The 19,473-nt window shown below is 37.4% G+C and carries 10 protein-coding genes; 3 read left to right on the top strand and 7 right to left on the bottom strand.

All coding sequences use genetic code 11. From position 1 onward, the window contains the following. Nucleotides 1-106 precede the first annotated feature (106 nt). The 7 genes from HEQ36_RS17880 to HEQ36_RS17850 all read right to left on the bottom strand — a co-directional run bounded on the left by HEQ36_RS17880 (nucleotide 107) and on the right by HEQ36_RS17850 (nucleotide 8,647). Nucleotides 107-1,363, bottom strand: a complete 1,257-nt coding sequence (locus tag HEQ36_RS17880) for a glycosyltransferase (protein WP_168635362.1) — start codon at nucleotides 1,361-1,363, stop codon at nucleotides 107-109. A gap of 315 nt (nucleotides 1,364-1,678) precedes the next feature. Beyond that, on the bottom strand, nucleotides 1,679-2,938 hold the full coding sequence (locus HEQ36_RS17875; protein WP_168635361.1) for a glycosyltransferase family 2 protein: 1,260 nt from the start codon (nucleotides 2,936-2,938) through the stop codon (nucleotides 1,679-1,681). Nucleotides 2,939-3,024: 86 nt separating this feature from the next. Then, complete coding sequence (locus HEQ36_RS17870; RefSeq protein WP_053537779.1) at nucleotides 3,025-3,492, bottom strand: DUF2141 domain-containing protein; 468 nt, start codon at nucleotides 3,490-3,492, stop codon at nucleotides 3,025-3,027. Between the two features lie 356 nt (nucleotides 3,493-3,848). Then, nucleotides 3,849-4,811, bottom strand: a complete 963-nt coding sequence (locus tag HEQ36_RS17865) for a glycosyltransferase family 2 protein (RefSeq protein WP_015081092.1) — start codon at nucleotides 4,809-4,811, stop codon at nucleotides 3,849-3,851. 24 nt (nucleotides 4,812-4,835) lie between these two features. Further along, nucleotides 4,836-5,840 (bottom strand): NAD(P)-dependent oxidoreductase, encoded by a 1,005-nt coding sequence (locus tag HEQ36_RS17860; RefSeq protein WP_168635360.1) that lies wholly within the window; start codon nucleotides 5,838-5,840, stop codon nucleotides 4,836-4,838. A gap of 195 nt (nucleotides 5,841-6,035) precedes the next feature. Further along, entirely contained in the window at nucleotides 6,036-7,214 is a 1,179-nt protein-coding gene (devC, locus tag HEQ36_RS17855) for an ABC transporter permease DevC (RefSeq protein WP_053537782.1), read from the bottom strand. Between the two features lie 221 nt (nucleotides 7,215-7,435). Then, nucleotides 7,436-8,647, bottom strand: coding sequence for an ABC exporter membrane fusion protein (locus tag HEQ36_RS17850; protein ID WP_168635359.1), 1,212 nt, complete (start codon nucleotides 8,645-8,647; stop codon nucleotides 7,436-7,438). Between the two features lie 1,841 nt (nucleotides 8,648-10,488). Here HEQ36_RS17850 and HEQ36_RS17845 point away from each other — a divergent pair. The 3 genes from HEQ36_RS17845 (at nucleotide 10,489) to HEQ36_RS17835 (ending at nucleotide 19,469) form a co-directional block, all read left to right on the top strand. Then, nucleotides 10,489-15,861 carry a type I polyketide synthase gene (locus HEQ36_RS17845; protein WP_168635358.1) on the top strand — a complete coding sequence of 1,791 codons (5,373 nt, stop codon included), beginning with the start codon at nucleotides 10,489-10,491 and terminating at the stop codon, nucleotides 15,859-15,861. Nucleotides 15,862-16,169: 308 nt separating this feature from the next. After that, nucleotides 16,170-17,900: an SDR family NAD(P)-dependent oxidoreductase gene (locus HEQ36_RS17840; protein ID WP_168635357.1), complete on the top strand. Its 1,731-nt coding sequence runs from the start codon at nucleotides 16,170-16,172 to the stop codon at nucleotides 17,898-17,900. A 216-nt stretch (nucleotides 17,901-18,116) separates the two neighbouring features. After that, nucleotides 18,117-19,469 carry a polyketide synthase gene (locus HEQ36_RS17835; protein ID WP_168635356.1) on the top strand — a complete coding sequence of 451 codons (1,353 nt, stop codon included), beginning with the start codon at nucleotides 18,117-18,119 and terminating at the stop codon, nucleotides 19,467-19,469. Nucleotides 19,470-19,473 lie beyond the last annotated feature (4 nt).

Here is a 19,473-nt window from a genome sequence, read left to right as displayed (position 1 = left end):
TCCCTCCCCTGCCTCTCTTCTCCCCTACCTCCCCTACCTCCCCTACCCCCCCTACCTCCCCTACCTCCCCTACCCCCTCTCCCGTCATTTTCGGGTTGACAGACTACTAGATATCTAGCTGGCGAGGGATATTAACCAATTCGTAAAGCTTATTTTCAAACTTTTGGGTACAAGCTGACCAATCAAATTCTAGAATCGAGGGACGTGCTTGTGCAGTCAATTGATTTTTAAGATCAGGATCTTCGAGTATGGTAATTACCTTTTGGGCAAAGTCTTCAGGGCTATTAGGTGCAGCTAAAAAACCATTTACTCCAGAAATAACCTGTTCAGCGGTTGAAGGGGCAACAACAGCCACTACGGGAGTTCCAGAAGCTAAGGCTTCGTTGGTTGTGGTACAGAAATTTTCGGTGACAGAAGGGTTGACAAATATATCTGCTTTTGCAAACCAACCTAAAAGTTCTTTCCCATGAGATTCACCCCAAATTGTGACACCATTGGGGAATTTTTCAGCACGACGGCGAATTTCTGCATCTAGGGGACCGCTACCGACAATTACTAAATGGACATCGGGAATTTTGGCAGCAATGAGGGGATAAATATCTAAAAGTTGATTGACATTTTTTTCTGGGGTAATGCGTCCCACAAATAAAATAGTTGGACGTTTATCATCAGGAATTGGATCATAACAAATATTGCGAGGGTGAAATTTTTCGCAATCAATTCCTTGATAGGGTAAATATTCGCTACGTTGCGCTCTTAGTTTTTGGTATTTAGTTAATTGTTCGCGGGAAGAGAATAAACTTAAATCGTAAGTTTCACTAAATTGTTTAACTAAAAGTGGTAGGAGGGGACGAACTAGGTTAAAGAATGTATTTCCAAAATAATATTGGATATAGGCAATGATATCTGTATGGAAAATTGAAATAATGGGTGTTTTGGTTTTTTTGGCATATTGTACTCCCACAGAACGCCCATAACCTTGTAGGAAGCCAGAATATAAACCTCTCATTTGTGGGGCTTCTTCAACAACAATAATATCGGGTTGAAAGTGATTAAGTAGTTTTGTATCACTCCAATGACGATGGTTTAATGGTTGGGGTAAAGATTTATAAAATATCAGTGGTTCTGTCGGAAATGAATAGGAGGAAAAATTAATAAATGTTTCTAGTTCTTCTATTCCCGACATGGGACGATTTCCCACTTGGTTAGGATATTTATTATTGATTTCTGGGTGAACTAGAAAAACTTCATGCCCTTGTTTTAATAGCCAGTGAACTCGTTGATGAACGGCGACAGAAACTCCGGTTAAAAATGGGGCATATAATCCTGTAAATAAGGCGATACGAAGGGGTTTATTTTTCATGACTTTGAGGAAATATTTTTTGCAAAAATAGATTACTGATGCGCTGGTTTATAATAATTGTTGAATTGGGAATTTTAGATATTGAAGTGAAATAAAAAATCTAAAATTTCCCTATTCTCTTAAATAAATATGTTGGGTTTTCTCAACCCAACCTAAGTAGGTGAGCGTTGAAAATTGTCGTTATGGCAAGGCAAAAGGCAAGAGGCAAGAGGCAAGAGTGAAGAGTGAAGAGGGTTTGGGAGATTTTACATTTCTTTACACAGTTTGGTTTTATTGTGTTCACCTACTTACATTTAGTTAGCCGAGCAATATTACTTAAAGAGATGCTTTGGGATCAATTGGTTGATCTAGCCATTGGTAAGGACGATATTCAATTAACCGAATATTTTCACGCCCTTTAATCCGATAAGTAAGTCCACGCCAAGTAATTGTTGATACCCACAAAGAAGATAATATTGTTAACCCGTAAACCCATTGTGTTAGGGGAATAACTATCAACATTTTTAGGATGATTAAAGGCGACAATTTGGGTATTTTTTCACCTTGATTGTGCAGCACTTTATGTATGCCAAATTCCATCAATAGCATTAGCAGGACTAAGCCCATGGTATAGGAAATATAGGCGGAAAATAGCAAGGCGGCTGCGTCCCATTGAGCCTCAATCAATAGCTGAAAAATAACAATGATGACTGCATTGGGGACGATGATACTAGAATATGCTTCACTGATTATGGCTAACCACCGGGGATGATAAAGTTTAGAACCAATTATTAACCTTTTTAATGATTCTAGTAAGTTACGTAGACTACTTTCCTCCCGATTTAGCATCAATAAAGAAGGAATAAATTTGATTTGTAACTTTTCTTGCTTGATAAGTTTATGGAGAAGCATATCATCTGTTAATACTTCTCCCCACTTATCTAAAAGGTTGATGCGGTTTAATACTTCTGTTTTGATTGCTAATGTTCCACCCCAGGGAATTTGAAAGAGAAACATTTGCACTACGGTGGAAACGTTACCAGAGTAGCGAACTAATGAACCCCAATAATTACCTGTGGGAAGATACCAACGATTTCCTGTGGTGAGTCCAACTTGATCATCAATAAGGGGGGTAACTAATTCCCGTAACCAATTAGGATGAGCTACAGTATCAGCATCTATAAAAGCTATAATTGGATAGGCATTATCCAAATCAGAAACAGCTTGAACTAAGGAACTGCATTTAAGGCTACAATTATGACGAACTGCTCTTAATGTGCTAATTTCAACGTTGGTTGCACCTAGTTGATTGATTGTTTCGGTGGCAATTTTCAAAGCTGGATCTTCTTTACTGTCAATGATCAGCTTTAAATCGTATTTTGGGTAGTTTTGTTGTAAGAGCGATCGCAAACAATTAGGTAAAAAAGGATCAGCACCCCGTAAACAGAGGATTACTGCCGTTTTTGGTAATTGTTCATCTGGTAATGACTTGGGTTTGTGTGAACGTAAATACCATAAAAATACTAACGTTAAACAAGTTTGAATTACCAGCCAGCCGAACAAAGACTTAGATAGAAATATCATAAAATCTGGCATTATTTCTATAGTCTTAGAAGGGAGTCAGTAGGGGCGGGGTTTCCCCGCCCAATAGTCAGAAGTGAGGAATTATGTCTAATTCCTAGTTAGGGATCAAGAGAATACTTAAGAAAGATGTTAATGGTAGTATTCTTGTCAACTTTGAAGCTGGAATTATTGAACGTAGGTGAGCCAGTGCTGATAGAAACAGTAGGATTTTTAGAAATGCCAAAGCCCTCTTGAGGAATTCCAAAAAAGTCTTTATTGAGTTTGCGATCGCCATTTTGATCATCAACTACAGCTACAGCATAAGTTCCCGGTTTTAATCCAGAGAATACCCGCTTTATAGAACTACCTGTAATTTTAGTACAACCACTTTTAACTTCACTTTTAGCATTATCGGGAAATCCTTTTTCAGAGTTATAAACTCTCATACAAATTTCCCCAGTTTTGTTAGTAATACCATTAACAACCACAGTTAAAGATCCTGTTGATTCAGCATAGGCTATGTCTGTGAAGTTAACAGTTAGTAAAGTAGCAAGCAAGAAATTACTAACTTGGAATATTTTCAACATAGATCAATATTTCACCCGTAATAAGTTTAGAGGAATTTAATAGTAGTTTTTTACTACTAAAAGTGATTTGTTGTCCAATAAATTGCTAAGTAATGGGACAGAATTAATTACACAACTGATTTTTCTGTTCCCTGTTCCCTGCGATGCACTGAGCTTGTCGAAGTGTTCCCTGTTCCCTCTCTCAACGAGTGAATTTAATTTTGTCCGACTAAGTAGGTGAACACAATAAAACCAAACTGTGTAAAGAAATGTAAAATCGCCCAAACCCTCTTCACTCTTGCCTCTTGCCTCTTGCCTTTTGCCTTGCCATAACGACAATTTTCAACACCAACCTACTTACTTAATATTGCTATAGTTCAGGTTTGATAACTAAACTTACGCAAAAACAACATTTTGGCAGCCATTAAGAAATCTTTCACCAATAACCATTCTGTACCTGATAGCTTTTTAGCGATGCTGATATGGCACAAAATTTGCTCATACCAATTAAGTTGACTATGATGAATAGAAACCCAATATTCCTGTAAAATTCGCCAATGAGGTAACAAAATTTTTCCCTTATTCGTTGAATCAAACCAGACTGCATAATCATAAAAATTAGGCAACATATTCAATGAATACTGGGGATTATTTTGATTAAATGACAAATAATCAGGAAAGAACATACTCAGGGATTGTTGAGGATGGATTCTCGCAAAGAATAGATATTCGGGAATTTCATAAAATTTTCCCAGCATCCCCAGCCTTAATAATAAAATTCCATCTGCATTCCCATAACCACCCATAGGAGGTATTTGTCTTAATGCACTACTGCGAATAACTCCGTAAATTTGATAACACAAATGTTTAGTTAGTAATTCATGAAATCTTTGATGAGCTTTTAGAGAATTAGTATTGAGTTTAATGTCATAATTTTGGATAAATTCTCCCTGCTCATCAATAAAATATGTGTGGGAGTGACATAAAATGTATGTTGGATCTTTTTCCAATACATCCATACATTTCTCAATAAAATCGGGGGCGTGCAAATCATCATAAGCAGCCCATTTAAAATACTCACTGTGAGATAATTCAAAAACACGATTGAAGTTACAAGCACAACCAATATTAGTTTCATTACGATAGTAACGAATCCGTTGATCTTGAGCTGCATAAGTCCTACAAATAGCCTCAGTATTATCTGTAGATGCGTTATCCGAGATAATTAACTCAAAATCAGAAAATGTCTGTGCTAATAGCGAATCTAGGCATTTTTCAAGAAATTTCTCCCCATTATATACAGGTAATCCAATACTTAACTTTGCTTGAGAGTTATTCATGCACAAATTCCTAAAATCTAGGTATTATTTCATTAATTTTTGAAGGTCAGTTTTTTGCAACCATTCATGAGTGCGGCGCATTCCTTCCGCTAAATCAACCTTAGCTTGGTAATTCAAAACACTTTCTGCTTTAGCAATAGAATAGGCATAGGGACGACTCATAAAATCAACTGATTCTGGCAGAATATCTGCCTTTTTCCGAAATAGTTTTTGCCCCTGAAGACGCACTTTTAGAAATAATTTCATTTCCTCTTTAGGTAAAGACATTGGCGCTGGTAAATTTTCCAATGATGCTAAATGAATAAAATACTCCTTCCAAGAAGTTTCTTTACCATCGGTAATATTAAAAACCTCTCCATAAACCGATTTTTCTATGGCTAAAAAGATAGCATCAATTAAGTTATCCACATATAGATGATTCATCACACCTTTGCCTTCATTAGCATAGGCAAATAATTTTTGTCTCATCATCTGAATTGGGCGGACAATCCAAGGCAGACTTCCTGGCCCATAAACATCACCAGCCCGAATCACAATTACTCCAAATTCTGGAGCATTATTGAGTTTTAAAACTTCGATTTCCGCCTCAATTTTTGTTTGACAATAAGCATTATTTTCCCCAGATAGCACACCTGATTCTGTGACTTTATCTGAGTAATCAAATCCATATACTAAGGCAGTTGAAAGATGAACAAATGTCTTCACACCAGCTTGTTTAGCAGCCTTAGCAATGTTTACAGTACCGCTGACATTTATTTCTCGAAAATGCTTAATATCCCCGGCTTCTTCGGCAAATTGAGCGTTATGTAAAACTATATCTACTCCCTGACAAGCTTTCGAGCAAATTGCTGGGTCAGTGATATTACCGACAAAAATTTCTACGCCTAATTTTTGGAATGTTTGATCTTTAACTGGAGAACTTTGAATACCTTTAACCTTCATACCTTGCGCTACAGCTAATTCGGCTGCACGTAAGCCAATAAATTCATCAATTCCAGTAATTAGCAGAGTTTTATTTTGTAAGTTCATGGGGATGTAGATAAGTGTTCGGTAATGAAAAAGTTATACAATCTAAGTTGAAAAATTGCGATTAAATGCAACTACGAAGTATTGTATTTGCAAAAGCATTTTACCGTTGTGAATAACATTAAACTTCTATCTTTAGTTGGTGTTAATTTGCTAAATATTTAGCAGAAGTTGATTAATTTGAGATGCAACAAATTCCTAGAAACTATCAGCCGGATCAGCAGAACGAAGTTTATTAATAGCTAAAGCTCCAGAGGTAATGCAAATTAAGACTGTAGAGACTAGAACAAGTAAGGCATTATTACTTGTCATCATGATAGGTAATTTAGTTGCCCTCATAGCAAAATCATATAAACCAATAGAAACAATAAAACCAGGAATGTAACCTAATAATGCCAAGATTATTGCTTGTTGAAAAACCACATTCAATAAATATCCATTAGCATAACCAATAGCTTTTAAAGTTGCATAGGCAATAAATTGAGTAGCAATATTGCTATACAAAATTTGATAAACAATTACCACACCCACAACAGAAGCCATGATGAGCATCAGATTAAGAATAAAACCAATGGGGGTTCTAACCGACCAATATTGTCTTTCAAAAGCGACAAATTCTTGGCGAGTAAATATTTGAACGTCCTTTGGTAAATTGGCTTTTAAATTTGCTAGAACCCGTTTTATATCCGCACCATCTTTGAGTTTAATCACCCCCATATCTATTTTTTCAACTGGACGGCTATTAGGGTTGATTCTTAGAAAAGTTGAATCACTCACAATTAAATTACCATCAACACCAAAGGACGGTCCTAAACTAAATAAACCACCTACTCTCACTCGATAACCTTTGACAGCATCAAAGGGAAAAATTTCAATTGCTTGTTCAATATTTCCTTGATTAAATAATTCTGCTATTGGTCCAAATTCTGGACGGGCATCTCTATCAAAGAGCATAACATCAGGAATTTTGAGTTTATCCAAATTTTGTTGGACTTCTGGAATATCTAGTACGGATTTTCCAGGGTCAAAACCAATGACATAAATTGAATATTTCTCACCACTGACAGGATTTTTTAATTTTGCAAATTGCAAATAAATTGAACTAACGGAATCCACGCCATCAAAACCTAAAGTTTGGTATAATCGAGTCCGAGAAAAACTTTGAATTGCTGTCAAAGATTTATATTGAGAACTAACTAAAAATAAATCACCGTGCAATCGTTGATGTAGTGCTGTGGCGCTAGAATATAGTGCATCTTGGAAACCAAGCTGGATGAACATTAACAGGACAATGAAGCCAATTCCGGCTACAGCTATGACAAAACGAAGTTTCTGTTGGGCAAGCTGTAGCCACCCTAAAGGAATTTTGATATTCATATTATTTGTTAGTTGTTATTTGTCAGTTGTTATTTGTCAGTTGTTAGTTGTTAGTTGTTAGTTGTTAGTTGTTAGTTGTCAGTTGTCAGTTGTCAGTTGTCAGTTTTAGAAAATAACTAATAACCAATAACCAATAACCAATGACCAATGACCAATGACCAATAACCAATAACCAATGACCAATAACCAATGACCAATGACCAATGACTAATGACTAATGACTAAATCTGGATTGCAACATCAACTTGTAAGTTAGTTAAGCGAGATATTTTTTGACTATCGGTGGAATCATCAATAGATATTTTGACTTCAATTACTCTCCGGTCTGCGTCAGAATTGGGATTAATACTAAAGATGCCTTGTTTATCAACTTGCCAACCAACTTCTCTAACAGTTCCTTGTAATTTGCCAGGAAATGTAGTGCTGGTAATGATAGCTTTTTGTCCAACTCGAACATTTTGAATATCGGTTTGATATACTTCTGCTAGAACCTGCATTTTTGACGTATTACCAATTTCTGCAAAACCAGAAGTACCAATTACTTCGCCATTTTTGGTGTGAATTCTTAAAATTGTGCCGTCTATAGTAGAAGTAATATAAGTTAAATCATGGTCAGCTTTTGCTTGTTTAATTGCAGTTTCTGCACTTTTAACTTCAGTTTTTGCTAACTCTACATCTACAGTCCTGACTTCCTTAAGACTATTAAGTTTGAATTTTCCTTCTTTAAGTTGATCTTGTAATGTGTCTTGTGTGCGTTTGAGAGTAGCTTCGGCTTCTTTTAACTGCTGTTGTGTGGTTTTGAGAACTAACTTTTTAGTATCAGCAACAGAAGCAGAAACAGCACCAGCTTTTGATAATTGTTGATATCGGTCGCTCTCTTTTTGTGCATTTTCGACTTCAGCCCGAATGCGGTTGATTGTTGCTGTTTGAGCCGCAGCATCTCCTTTTAATTGGGAATTTAATCTAGTAATTGCGGTTTTTTGAGCATTGATATCTCCAGTTTTTGCTCCAGCTTGTACCTGTGCAAGTTTAGTTCTGGCAATTAATAATTTATCAAATGTTTGTTGGATAGCTGCTTGAGAACGAGCATAGTTTTCTAGATAGGCTAATACTTGTCCTTTTTTAACATTATCTCCTTCCTTTACCAATAATTTTTCTACACGAACACCATTGACAGAATTAGGAGCAGATAAATAAGTAATTTTATCTTGTGGTTGTAATCTTCCTAAAGCAGTTACGGCAACTTTAACAGGAGTGGGTTGAGATTTAATAACGGAACTAACAGCAGGAGTTTGAGTTTGAGAATTGGTCTTTAATTGATGGAAAATGTATAAAGATACTAAACCTGTAGAGAAAGTTAGAGAAGTTGCTAGAATTATTCTCCATTTTAATGAAGTCAGGTTGAATAGTTGGCGTTCTTTATTTACTGCCATATTTTTATTCCAATGGTATTATTTCGGAAAAATACTTGTCACTCAATTTTGGATTGACTCCAACCTAAAGTGTAGAAGCTCGAAAATTTTAGATTTGGGATTGACGATTGGGGACTTGTACCAAGTTTTTTAATCTAAAATCTAAAATTCCCGGTCATGTTTATAGACTTATTCTCTGTTGCTTTTAGATCAGAGATATGTCTAATTATTTATGTATGAATTGTTATCAGCATTTTAGCTGTTATAAATACCCAAATTAGCGGTTTTTTACTTACAATTATCTATGGCTAATGCCACGCTAAGTAGGTTGGCGTTGAAAATTGTCGTTATGGCAAGGCAAAAGGCAAGAGGCAAGAGGCAAGAGTGAAGAGGGTTTGGGCGATTTTACGTTTCTTTACACAGTTTGGTTTTATTGTGTTCACCTACTTATGCTATCAATTTTATGTTGAGTTGCCATTTGATTAAGTAGCCTAAAATACGATAGCTTTAAGGAGAAATAAAAATCTGCACTGCCCAAGTTGTGATGATGCTAATAACTTAGGTAAATCAATAAACTTACCTGTGATTATCCCAAACAACTTGGATATTGTCAACTAAATTTAGTCGTTTTTATCAAGAAAATCCTTGACTAGATACTATATTTAATTACTCATAAATTAATTTAAAAATCTGTACTTTTTTTAGCAAATTATCGTAAATAGATGCTAATTGTCCATATTTCATCACAATTGATATGTTTACAGGTTAATGTTCAACATCCCATAAATTAATGTTTGGTTTATAAATAACCAATTATCTATAAAAGGTAAGTTATCTTATAAATTCATCAAAAACAAAGACTTGATTATGATAGTTTGCTCAAAAAAGACCCAATTATGTTCAAATGTTGGCTGTGTGATTTATTTATAAGTTACTTATAAGACAATTTAACTACAACTCTTGAATTATCAAGCTAAGATTGATATTAAACCCGTAATTACTCAGGATATGTTATGGATAAATATAGTTCTGAATTATACTTGGCTAATTATGTTTTATTGACCATGAGGTAATTTGACAAATATTTTCTCCCAAAAATTAGCAAAAATGAACTATTCCGTTTTCATAAATTGTGCTAGTCTTTTTATTAATTCAACATTTATAGATGAAAGATAAATTGTTGATTTGATTTCCATTAACGGAAGAAATACTAAAATCCATGCAGTTTTTTACAGTAGGATTGCCTAAAGAAACAAAACCTATCCCTGAATAAACCGGGGTTTTGGATCTCACTAAGTTAGCAACTGCTAGATGATTGAAAACCTGTTTAAGTATTTTTTCACTATTCACAAAATTCTCCACAGAGTGTTTATTATTTTTGTAACGATTTTGGCAGCTTTGATCAGTCTAATCATCTAAAATAGGTTATCCTGGACTTTCAAAACTGGCAATTTCTATATCAACATACACAACGTTGTTATCCAATAGGTAAAACATTGAATGAATACGAGATAAAACCACTTCAGTTTAAGTATGTCCTTTTGCCAGTTATTAACACAATGTAATTGACACTTTTTATAGCGGTAATCACGCTTGGTGCAATATAATCGAGGGCGCAGGCCCTGCGCCCCTACAGACTTTACAATTTGCTGACTGGATCTCATTTTCACAAGTTGAGTATTTTCTAGTATTTATTCACGAATACAAGGTTCTAAAATTGTGGAAAAATATCCAAAAAATACTCAAAATTTTGTCAAGTCAAGCATTTAAACTTACCTGCGGCGCGAACGAATGCAGATTGGATAACTATCTGTTAATAGTCTGCTGCACAATTCACGGTACTCAAAATTAGTCTATGTCCTATGTCTTGCCCCCCTCAAAAAATAGACACAATAAAAAGTTCTTTGACGGAATTAGAAGCCCAAATTAATAGTTTTGAACAGGCTGTGCTGAAGTTTATAGAGGAAGGAAAAATGAATTCAGGAAACTTAGAAAATTCGATAAATTCCATGTCAACGAACGAAATTAATAGAAAACTGCACACAACTCCTATAGCTATTATTGGCATGGCTTCTTTAATGCCTCAGTCGAGAACATTAAGGGATTACTGGCAAAATATTGTTAATAAAATTGACTGTATTACGGATGTTCCTTCTAGCCATTGGAGTGTAGAAGATTACTATGATCCTAATCCGAGAACAGCAGAAGATAAAACTTATTGTAAACGTGGTGGTTTTATTCCTGAAGTTGATTTTAATCCGATGGAATTCGGAATTCCTCCCAGCATTTTAGAAGTTACAGATGTTTCTCAACTATTAAGTTTAGTAGTTGCTAAAGAAACAATGGAAGATGCTGGTTATAGCGACTCCCGTGAATTTAGCCGCGAAAATATCGGCGTGATTTTGGGTGTGGCTATGGGCAAACAATTGGGAATGCCATTAGCCGCCAGATTAGAATATCCGATTTGGGAAAAAGTTCTCAAAAGCAGTGGTTTATCTGACGAAGATACCAAAAAAATCGTTGATAAAATCAAATCTGCTTATGTGAAATGGGATGAAAATGCTTTCCCTGGAATGTTAGCAAATGTGGTGGCTGGGAGAATTGCTAACCGTCTCAACTTTGGCGGTACAAACTGTGTAGTTGATGCAGCTTGTGCTAGTTCCTTTGGGGCATTAAAAATGGCCATTAGTGAATTAGTTGAACATCGTAGCAACATGATGTTAACCGGTGGAGTAGACACCGATAACACCATCATGGCTTACATTTCCTTCAGCAAAACTCCGGCGGTTACTCCTAGCGATAATGTGAAACCATTTGATGCTAAATCCGATGGCATGATGTTAGGTGAAGGTATTGGGATGATTCTCCTCAAACGCTTAGAAGATGCCCAAAAAGATGGGGATAAAATCTATGCGGTAATTAAGGGAATTGGTACTTCTAGTGATGGGCGTTATAAGAGTATTTATGCCCCTAGAAAAGAAGGACAAGTTAAAGCCTTAGAACGGGCTTATGATGATGCTGGTTTTTCTCCGGCAACTGTGGGTTTAATGGAAGCACACGGTACAGGGACAATGGCTGGAGATCCGATAGAATTTAGTTCTTTGCAGGATTTCTTTGGGAAATATGACAGCCAAAAACAACATATTGCTTTGGGAAGTGTGAAATCCCAAATTGGACATACAAAAGCCGCTGCCGGTACTGCTAGTTTAATTAAAACTGCCCTAGCATTGCATCATAAAGTATTACCAGCAACCATCAATATTACTGAACCAAATCCTAAATTAGATATTGAAAATTCTTCCTTTTATCTGAATACTCAAACTAGACCTTGGATTAAGGCAGAAGGTGAAACTCCTCGACGTGCGGGGGTGAGTGCCTTTGGTTTTGGTGGTACAAATTACCATGTTGTTTTGGAAGAATACGAACCGGAACAACAAAGTTCCTATCGTTTACATGGTGCTGCGGGTGAGGTGCTGTTGTTTGGTGCTACTCACGCGGAATTAATTAGCAAGTTAGAAGCGACTTTAAATAATTTGCAAGCTAATGATGGGGAAAGATATTATTCTCAATTATTGTTAGATTGTCAATCTTTAGCTATTCCCAAAACTGCACTCAGAATTGGGTTTGTATCCGAGAATTTACAAGAAGCTTGTAAGTTGCTAGAAGTTGGTATTGGTTTATTAAAAAGTAAGCCTGATGCAATTTCTTGGGAACATCCTCAAGGTATTTATTACCGTTCTGCTGGCATGGATTTGGGTGGAAAGGTTGTCGCTTTATTCTCTGGACAAGGTTCTCAATACTTGGAAATGGGACGAGAAGCGGTGATGAATTTCCCTAGCTTGCGACAGTTATATGGGAAGATGGATCATCTGTTCAAGCAAAGCAATTTGCAACCGGTTTCTGAAGTGGTTTTCCCTCGTTCTACTTTTGATGAAGTTGAGAAAAAAGCCCAAGTTGCAACTTTGCAAAGAACCGAATATGCACAACCGGCAATTGGGGTGTTTAGTGCTGGTTTGTATGGAATTTTGCAACAGGCTGGGTTTAAGGCAGATTTCACCGCTGGTCATAGTTTTGGTGAATTAACGGCTTTGTGGGCGGCTGGAGTGTTGAGTGAGGCTGATTATTTGTTCCTAGTGAAAGCTAGAGGACAAGCAATGGCCGCACCCAAAGATCCAGATCATGATGCTGGTAGTATGTTAGCGGTGAAGGAAGATATCAGCAAGATTGAACCGCTGCTGAAGCAGTTTCCAAAAGTAAGTATTGCTAACTTTAATTCTCCTACCCAAATTGTTTTAGCGGGTCCAAAGTTAGAAATTCAGAAAGTTCAAGATGCTTGCCAGAAATTAGGATACAGTGCGGTTTTATTGCCTGTGTCTGCGGCTTTCCATACTCCGTTGATTGCCTTCGCACAAAAGTCCTTTGCTATTGCGACTAAGTCGGTAACTTTCCAAAGTCCGCAAATTCCAGTTTTTAGTAATGTCACTGGTAAACAGTATCCGCAAAATGCAGCGGCAATTCAAAAGAACTTAGAAAGCCATTTGGCTAGTTCTGTGTTGTTTAAACAAGAGATTGAAAACATCTATGGGGCTGGTGGTTATTGCTTTGTAGAATTTGGACCCAAACGGGTTTTAAGTAACTTGGTAAAAGATACATTAGGCGATCGCCCTCATCTTACCATATCTCTCAATCCCAGCGCCTCCAAAAACAGCGATCGCTCTCTCCGAGAAGCCGCCGTCCAATTGCGCGTCATTGGCATGAATTTGGGCAACCTTGACCCCTATAAACTCCCTGCCGTACTTCCCCCCATTGCCACCAAAAAGACCCTCAGCGTCAAACTAACAGGCATTAACTACATTTCCGACAAAACCAAAAACGCCTTTACCGAAGCCTTACAGGACGGACACAAAATCAGTAGGGGCGCGGGGCCCGCGCCCAATTCGGCAGAACCCGCACCCAAAGTTGCACAAGTTCAGGAATTCAAGAGTTTAGAAATAGAAACTCCTGTAATTGCCAAAATTCCCTCAACCAACGGACATAACGGTAACGGTAACGGACATAAAAAACAACCCCTCATTGAAACCCAGTTACAGCCTCAAATGACTACCACTGCAACCATTCAAAAACAATCCAGTCCAGAACTGTTCGCGCCCCAATCCAGCGAGAAGATGCAAACACCAGATAAACTTATAAATTGCCAACAAATTCTCACCAGCTTAGAACAACTTCTGAGCCAGTTCCAGCACAACCAAAGCGAGAATTTAGAAGTTCACAGCACCTATCTCAACCATCAAATAGAATACGCCAAAACCTTCTTCCAACTAATGCAGCAGCAAAACACCTTATTTGCTAATGCTAAATCCTCCGCCCAAGCCGCTCAAATTAAGCAAGTAATCATGGAAAGCTTAGAGCGGAGTATGATTCAGTTTCATTCCCAACAAGGTGAAACCCTCCGTATTCATGAACAATATCTGCGGGAACAGATAGAATATACCAAACACTTTTTCCAACTCATTCAAGAAGAATATTCTCAACTTATTTCTGACACCCAAGAAATAGCACCTGCAAATGTTAGTGTTACTCCAGAAGAAGCACCTGTCCCTCCCACAGCCACCATTACTCCCCCTCAACCATTACCAGTAATTGAGCCAAAAGTTCAAATTGCAGAACCTGTAATTGCAGCACCAGTCATTGAACCTGAACCAATTATTATTCCCCAGTCCCCAGTTGTATTTATCCCAGAACCCACACCTGTAACCAGCAACTTAAATCTGGATGATCTAGCTAACAACCTCTTAAGCATTACCAGCGAGAAAACTGGTTATCCTATCGAAATGCTAGAACTCGATATGGATATGGAAGCCGACTTAGGAATTGACTCCATTAAACGAGTAGAAATTCTGGGAGGATTGCAGGAATTATATCCCAACTTGCCCAAACCCAACCTGGAAGAACTAGCAGAAAAACGTACCATTGGTCAAGTTGTCGAATATCTGCAAGGACAAAAACAGGTAACAACAGAAATCGCACCTGAACCCGCTATCATTCCTCAAGTGCAAACACAAGTAATAGAGGAAGTAATACCTGAACCAGTGATTATTCCTCAAGTGCAAACCCAAGTGATAGAGGAAGTAATACCTGAACCAGTCTCCAGTAACGAATATGCAGATTTAGGACAAACCCTGTTAAACATCACCAGTGAAAAAACAGGTTATCCAGTCGAAATGCTAGAACTGGACATGGACATGGAAGCCGACTTAGGGATAGATTCCATCAAACGGGTAGAAATACTCGGAGCAATGCAGGAAGCATACCCCGACCTACCCAAACCCAATATAGAAGAATTAGGCGACCTACGGACAATCGGACAAATCGTTAACTACCTCCAATCACTGGTGGGAGGTGAAAAAAAAAAGCCGCACATTGATGTTAACCCGGTAACAACCACCACCGTAGGGGCGCAGGGACTGCGCCCACTCCTCGACCTCACCCCACCACCGATAGTAGACATCAATCTTCCCCGTCGTCCAGTTCAGCTAAGAACCTTACCCAGACCAGATTTTTTAGAAGCGCAGCTACCCGAAGGACACATTGCTTTAATTACTGATGATGGTTCTTTAACTACTAGCAAAGTAGTCCACGCACTGATAGAACAAGGTTGGAAAGTAGTAGTTTTGAGTTTCCCCCAATCCTTAGTTCCCGAACAATTGCCATTACCAGCAAGTGTTACCCGCGTCACATTGGCAAATATGAGTGAACAACATCTGCAATTATTATTGCAAAGTGTGACTACTAAACACGGACCGATTGGGGCATTCATTCACCTACATCCTCAATTTACACCGGAAAAACCTGGACATATTTCCTATCCAGAAGCAGAAAAGGCAATTCTTAAACAAGTGTTTTTAATGGCTAAACATCTGAAAGCAACTTTGAATAATGCCGCATCTTTACCAGGAAGAACCAGCTTTTGTACAGTTGCCCATCTTGACGGTGAATTTGGCTTAGGACATCAAGGTAATTTTAGTGCGATCGCTGCCGGTTTGTTTGGTTTAACAAAAAGTTTGCGCTGGGAATGGCCACAGGTCTTCTTCCGAGCAATTGACCTCAATCCTAGTTTAGATCATCATGAATCTGCCCAATATATTGTCGCTGAATTGCATGATTCTAATCGCTATATTGGCGAAGTTGGTTATGGTAATCAAGGAAGAGTAACCCTAGTTGCTAAAGCTGAATAATTTATATAGTGGGTATTAATTACCCACTATACCAATCCTAAATAAAATGTGTTCGCGAAGCGTGCCGTAGGTATCACATCTCTTATTTTCTTACCTCTGTGTCCTCTGTGCCTCTGTGGTTCGTTAAAAAACTAGTTCATAACTCAAATAGGATTGCTATATTTCAACAATTATTCTCTTCTTTTTAGAAGAATATGGATTAAATGAACCACGAAGGGATGAAGAACACGAAGGAAGAAAAGAAGAAGAGAGGGATGATTTTTTCGATTTAGATTCTGTTTGATATTTTGATTTTTACGTGAGGATTTATGACTGTAACTGTTCAAGTTAGCCCATCTTCTGTCTTTGTTGTCAGTGGTGGGGCAAAGGGAATCACTGCTCAATGTACGATTAAATTAGCTCAACATCAACGTTGTAAATTTATTCTTTTAGGTCGTTCAGAAATTACCACAGAACCTGAATATGTTCATGATTGTGTGGAAGATTCTGCTTTGAAAAAGCGCATTATGGAAAATTTGATTTCTCAAGGTGAGAAACCAACACCCATGATGGTACAAAAGATATTTAATCAAATTAATTCTAGTCGAGAAATTAAGAAGACCTTAGCAGCTATTGAAGCGACAGGAGGAACGGCTGAATATATCAGTGTTGATGTCACCGATACTGTAAAATTGCAAGCTAAATTACAAGAAATTTCTGATAAAGTTGGTCAAATTACCGGAATTATTCACGGTGCTGGTAACTTAGCCGATAAGTTAATTGAAAAAAAGACAGAAGATGATTTTGAGAAAGTTTACACAGCCAAAGTTCAGGGTTTAGAAAATCTCCTCAATTGTGTTAATCCTCAGCAATTACAACATTTAGTATTGTTTTCATCCGTGACTGGATTTTATGGTAATATTGGTCAAAGTGATTATGCGATCGCTAACGAAATTCTCAGTAAATCAGCCCACTTAATGAAACAATATAACCCCAATTGTCATGTAGTGGCAATTAACTGGGGTGGTTGGGATAGTGGCATGGTGACACCACAATTAAAAAAAGCATTTGCAGAAAGAGGAATTAGTATTATTCCCGTAGAAGTTGGGACACAAATGTTAGTTAATGAACTACATCCAGCCTATCAAGATCATCCACAAGTTGTGATTGGTAGTCCCATGAAACTACCACCTGCTCCTTTAGGTTTAGAACTTCGTAGCTATCGTATTCGCAGAAGAATGACATTAGCAGAAAATCCATTTTTGCATGATCATACAATTGCAGGTTCACCAGTTTTACCAGCAACCTGTGCTAAATCATGGATGGTAAATGGCTGTGAAGAAATTTATCCAGGTTACACATATTTCAGTTGCCAAGACTTCAAAGTTTTAAAAGGAATTACCTTTAATTCTACCTTAGCTAAAGAACATATTCTAGAAATCCAAGAAGTTGCCAAAGTTGATGGTGATTTTGTCGAATTTCAGACCAAAATATTGAGTAAAACCCCCGAAGGTAGAACTCATTATCACTTTAGTTCTCTGATAAAACTGGTAAAAAATATGCCAGAAGCACCCATTTATGAAGCAATGGATCTCAGAGAAGATAATATCGTCACTGATACAGCCAAAGACTTCTATCAAAATGGTGATTTATCCCTATTTCATGGTCCCGCATTCCAAAAAATTACCAAAGTTTTAAATATTAGCTCAGAAAAACTCACAGCCGAATGTTGTTGGCAAGAAATCACAGCCAAAGAACAAGGACAATTTCCCGTAAAATGGCACAACCCTTACATAATTGATTTGAGTACCCAAACATTATGGTTATGGTTAAATTACATCCATAAAGAAGTTTGTTTACCAGGACAATTAACATACTGTGAACAATATCTAGCAGTACCATTCAACGTCCCCTTTTATGTTTCCTGTGAAATCATAGCCAAAACCGACACAGGTGCAACAGTCAACTTCATTATCCATGATCGTCAAGGAAAAATCTACTCCAAAATCTTAGGAGCAAAAGCCGTAATTTGGCCAATGAAAATGTTAAATAAAAAGTAAAAACCTAAATTCCGTAGGTTGGGTAGAACGAAGTGAAACCCAACATTTATAAACCTTTGTTAGGTTTCCTTCCGTCAACCCAACCTACAATTTTCTATCTTGCTTCTTCCTGCGTCCATAATCCGTAAACATTGGGGAATCGCGTAAATCCTAAATAACATAGGGAAAAGAGTAAATAATATCTCCTTCCCTCATCCCCCAATGAGGATTTCAAAAGTGGAAAAAATAGCAATCATCGGGTTATCTTGCCTATTTCCCGATGCGAATAATCCTGAAGAATTTTGGCAGAATCTCACCGCTCAAAAAGATTCCACATCATCTATAACTGTAGCAGATTTGGGAATAGATCCCGCTATATTCTACGATGAGAAGAAAGGTAAACCGGAAAAATTCTACTTTCAAAAGGGTGGATTTATCCGCGACTTTAAATTTGATGCCAATGAGTATAACTTACCTCCGGCATTTCTGGAAAGCTTAGATAATACCTTCAAATGGTCATTGTACGCCGCTAAACAAGCTATTGTTCAAAGTGGCTATCTGGGAAATCAAACTGCACTTGCAAAATGTGGCGTAGTCTTAGGAACTTTAGGATTTCCTACCAAAGCTTCCAATAGTCTATTTGCTCCTATTTATCAGCAAAATATTCAACCTGCAATTAGTGAACTATTACAGGAAAAAGACTTTCGTTTAGGCGGTTCATCAATCTCTAAAAAAGTCTCTCCATACAATGCTATGGTTTCTGGTTTACCCGCTGCTATAGTTTCCCAGGCCTTTTCTTTATCTGCAACTCATTTCTGTATAGATGCTGCTTGTTCATCATCATTTTATGCCATTAAATTAGCATCTCATTATTTGCAATCTGGTAAAACTGATTTGATGTTAGCCGGTGCAATTAGTTGTGCAGATCCATTATTTGTGAGAATCTTATTTTCTGGTATTCAAGGATATCCAGATAATGGCATTAGTCGTCCACTAGATAAGTCATCACGCGGGTTAATTACCTCCGAAGGCACAGGAATGGTAATGCTCAAAAGACATAGTGATGCTGTTAGAGATGGTGACGAGATTCTGGCAACAATTTGTGGTAATGGACTATCTAATGATGGTAAAGGTAAACACCTTCTTAGTCCTAATCCTCAAGGGCAAACTCTGGCATATCAAAGAGCTTATTCAGAAGCTAAACTTAACCCCGAAACTATTGATTATTTAGAGTGCCATGCCACCGGTACTCTATTGGGAGATACCACAGAATGTAACTCAATTGAAGGCTTTTTTAGTCCATATAAAGCAGCACCATTAGTAGGTTCAACAAAAACAAATGTTGGTCATTTACTAGTTGCTGCGGGCATGGTAGGCATAACCAAGACAATTTTAAGTATGTCTCATGGGGTTATTCCTCCAACTATTCATGTGACTCAACCCATAGGTTCTGAAAATAATGTTATCTCTCCACAAAACATTGTCAGAACTCCGACTAAATGGCCAAGTCAAGGAATTAAAAGAGTAGCTTTAAGTGCGTTTGGTTTTGGTGGAACAAACTCTCATATTATTCTAGAACAGGGAAAGTAAGCAA

Origin of the sequence: Anabaena sp. 54 (genome assembly GCF_017355725.1) — a bacterium.
Lineage (GTDB): Bacteria > Cyanobacteriota > Cyanobacteriia > Cyanobacteriales > Nostocaceae > Dolichospermum > Dolichospermum heterosporum.
Note: the sequence above shows the minus strand (reverse complement) of the source record. Positions and strands in the feature narration are given on the sequence as shown.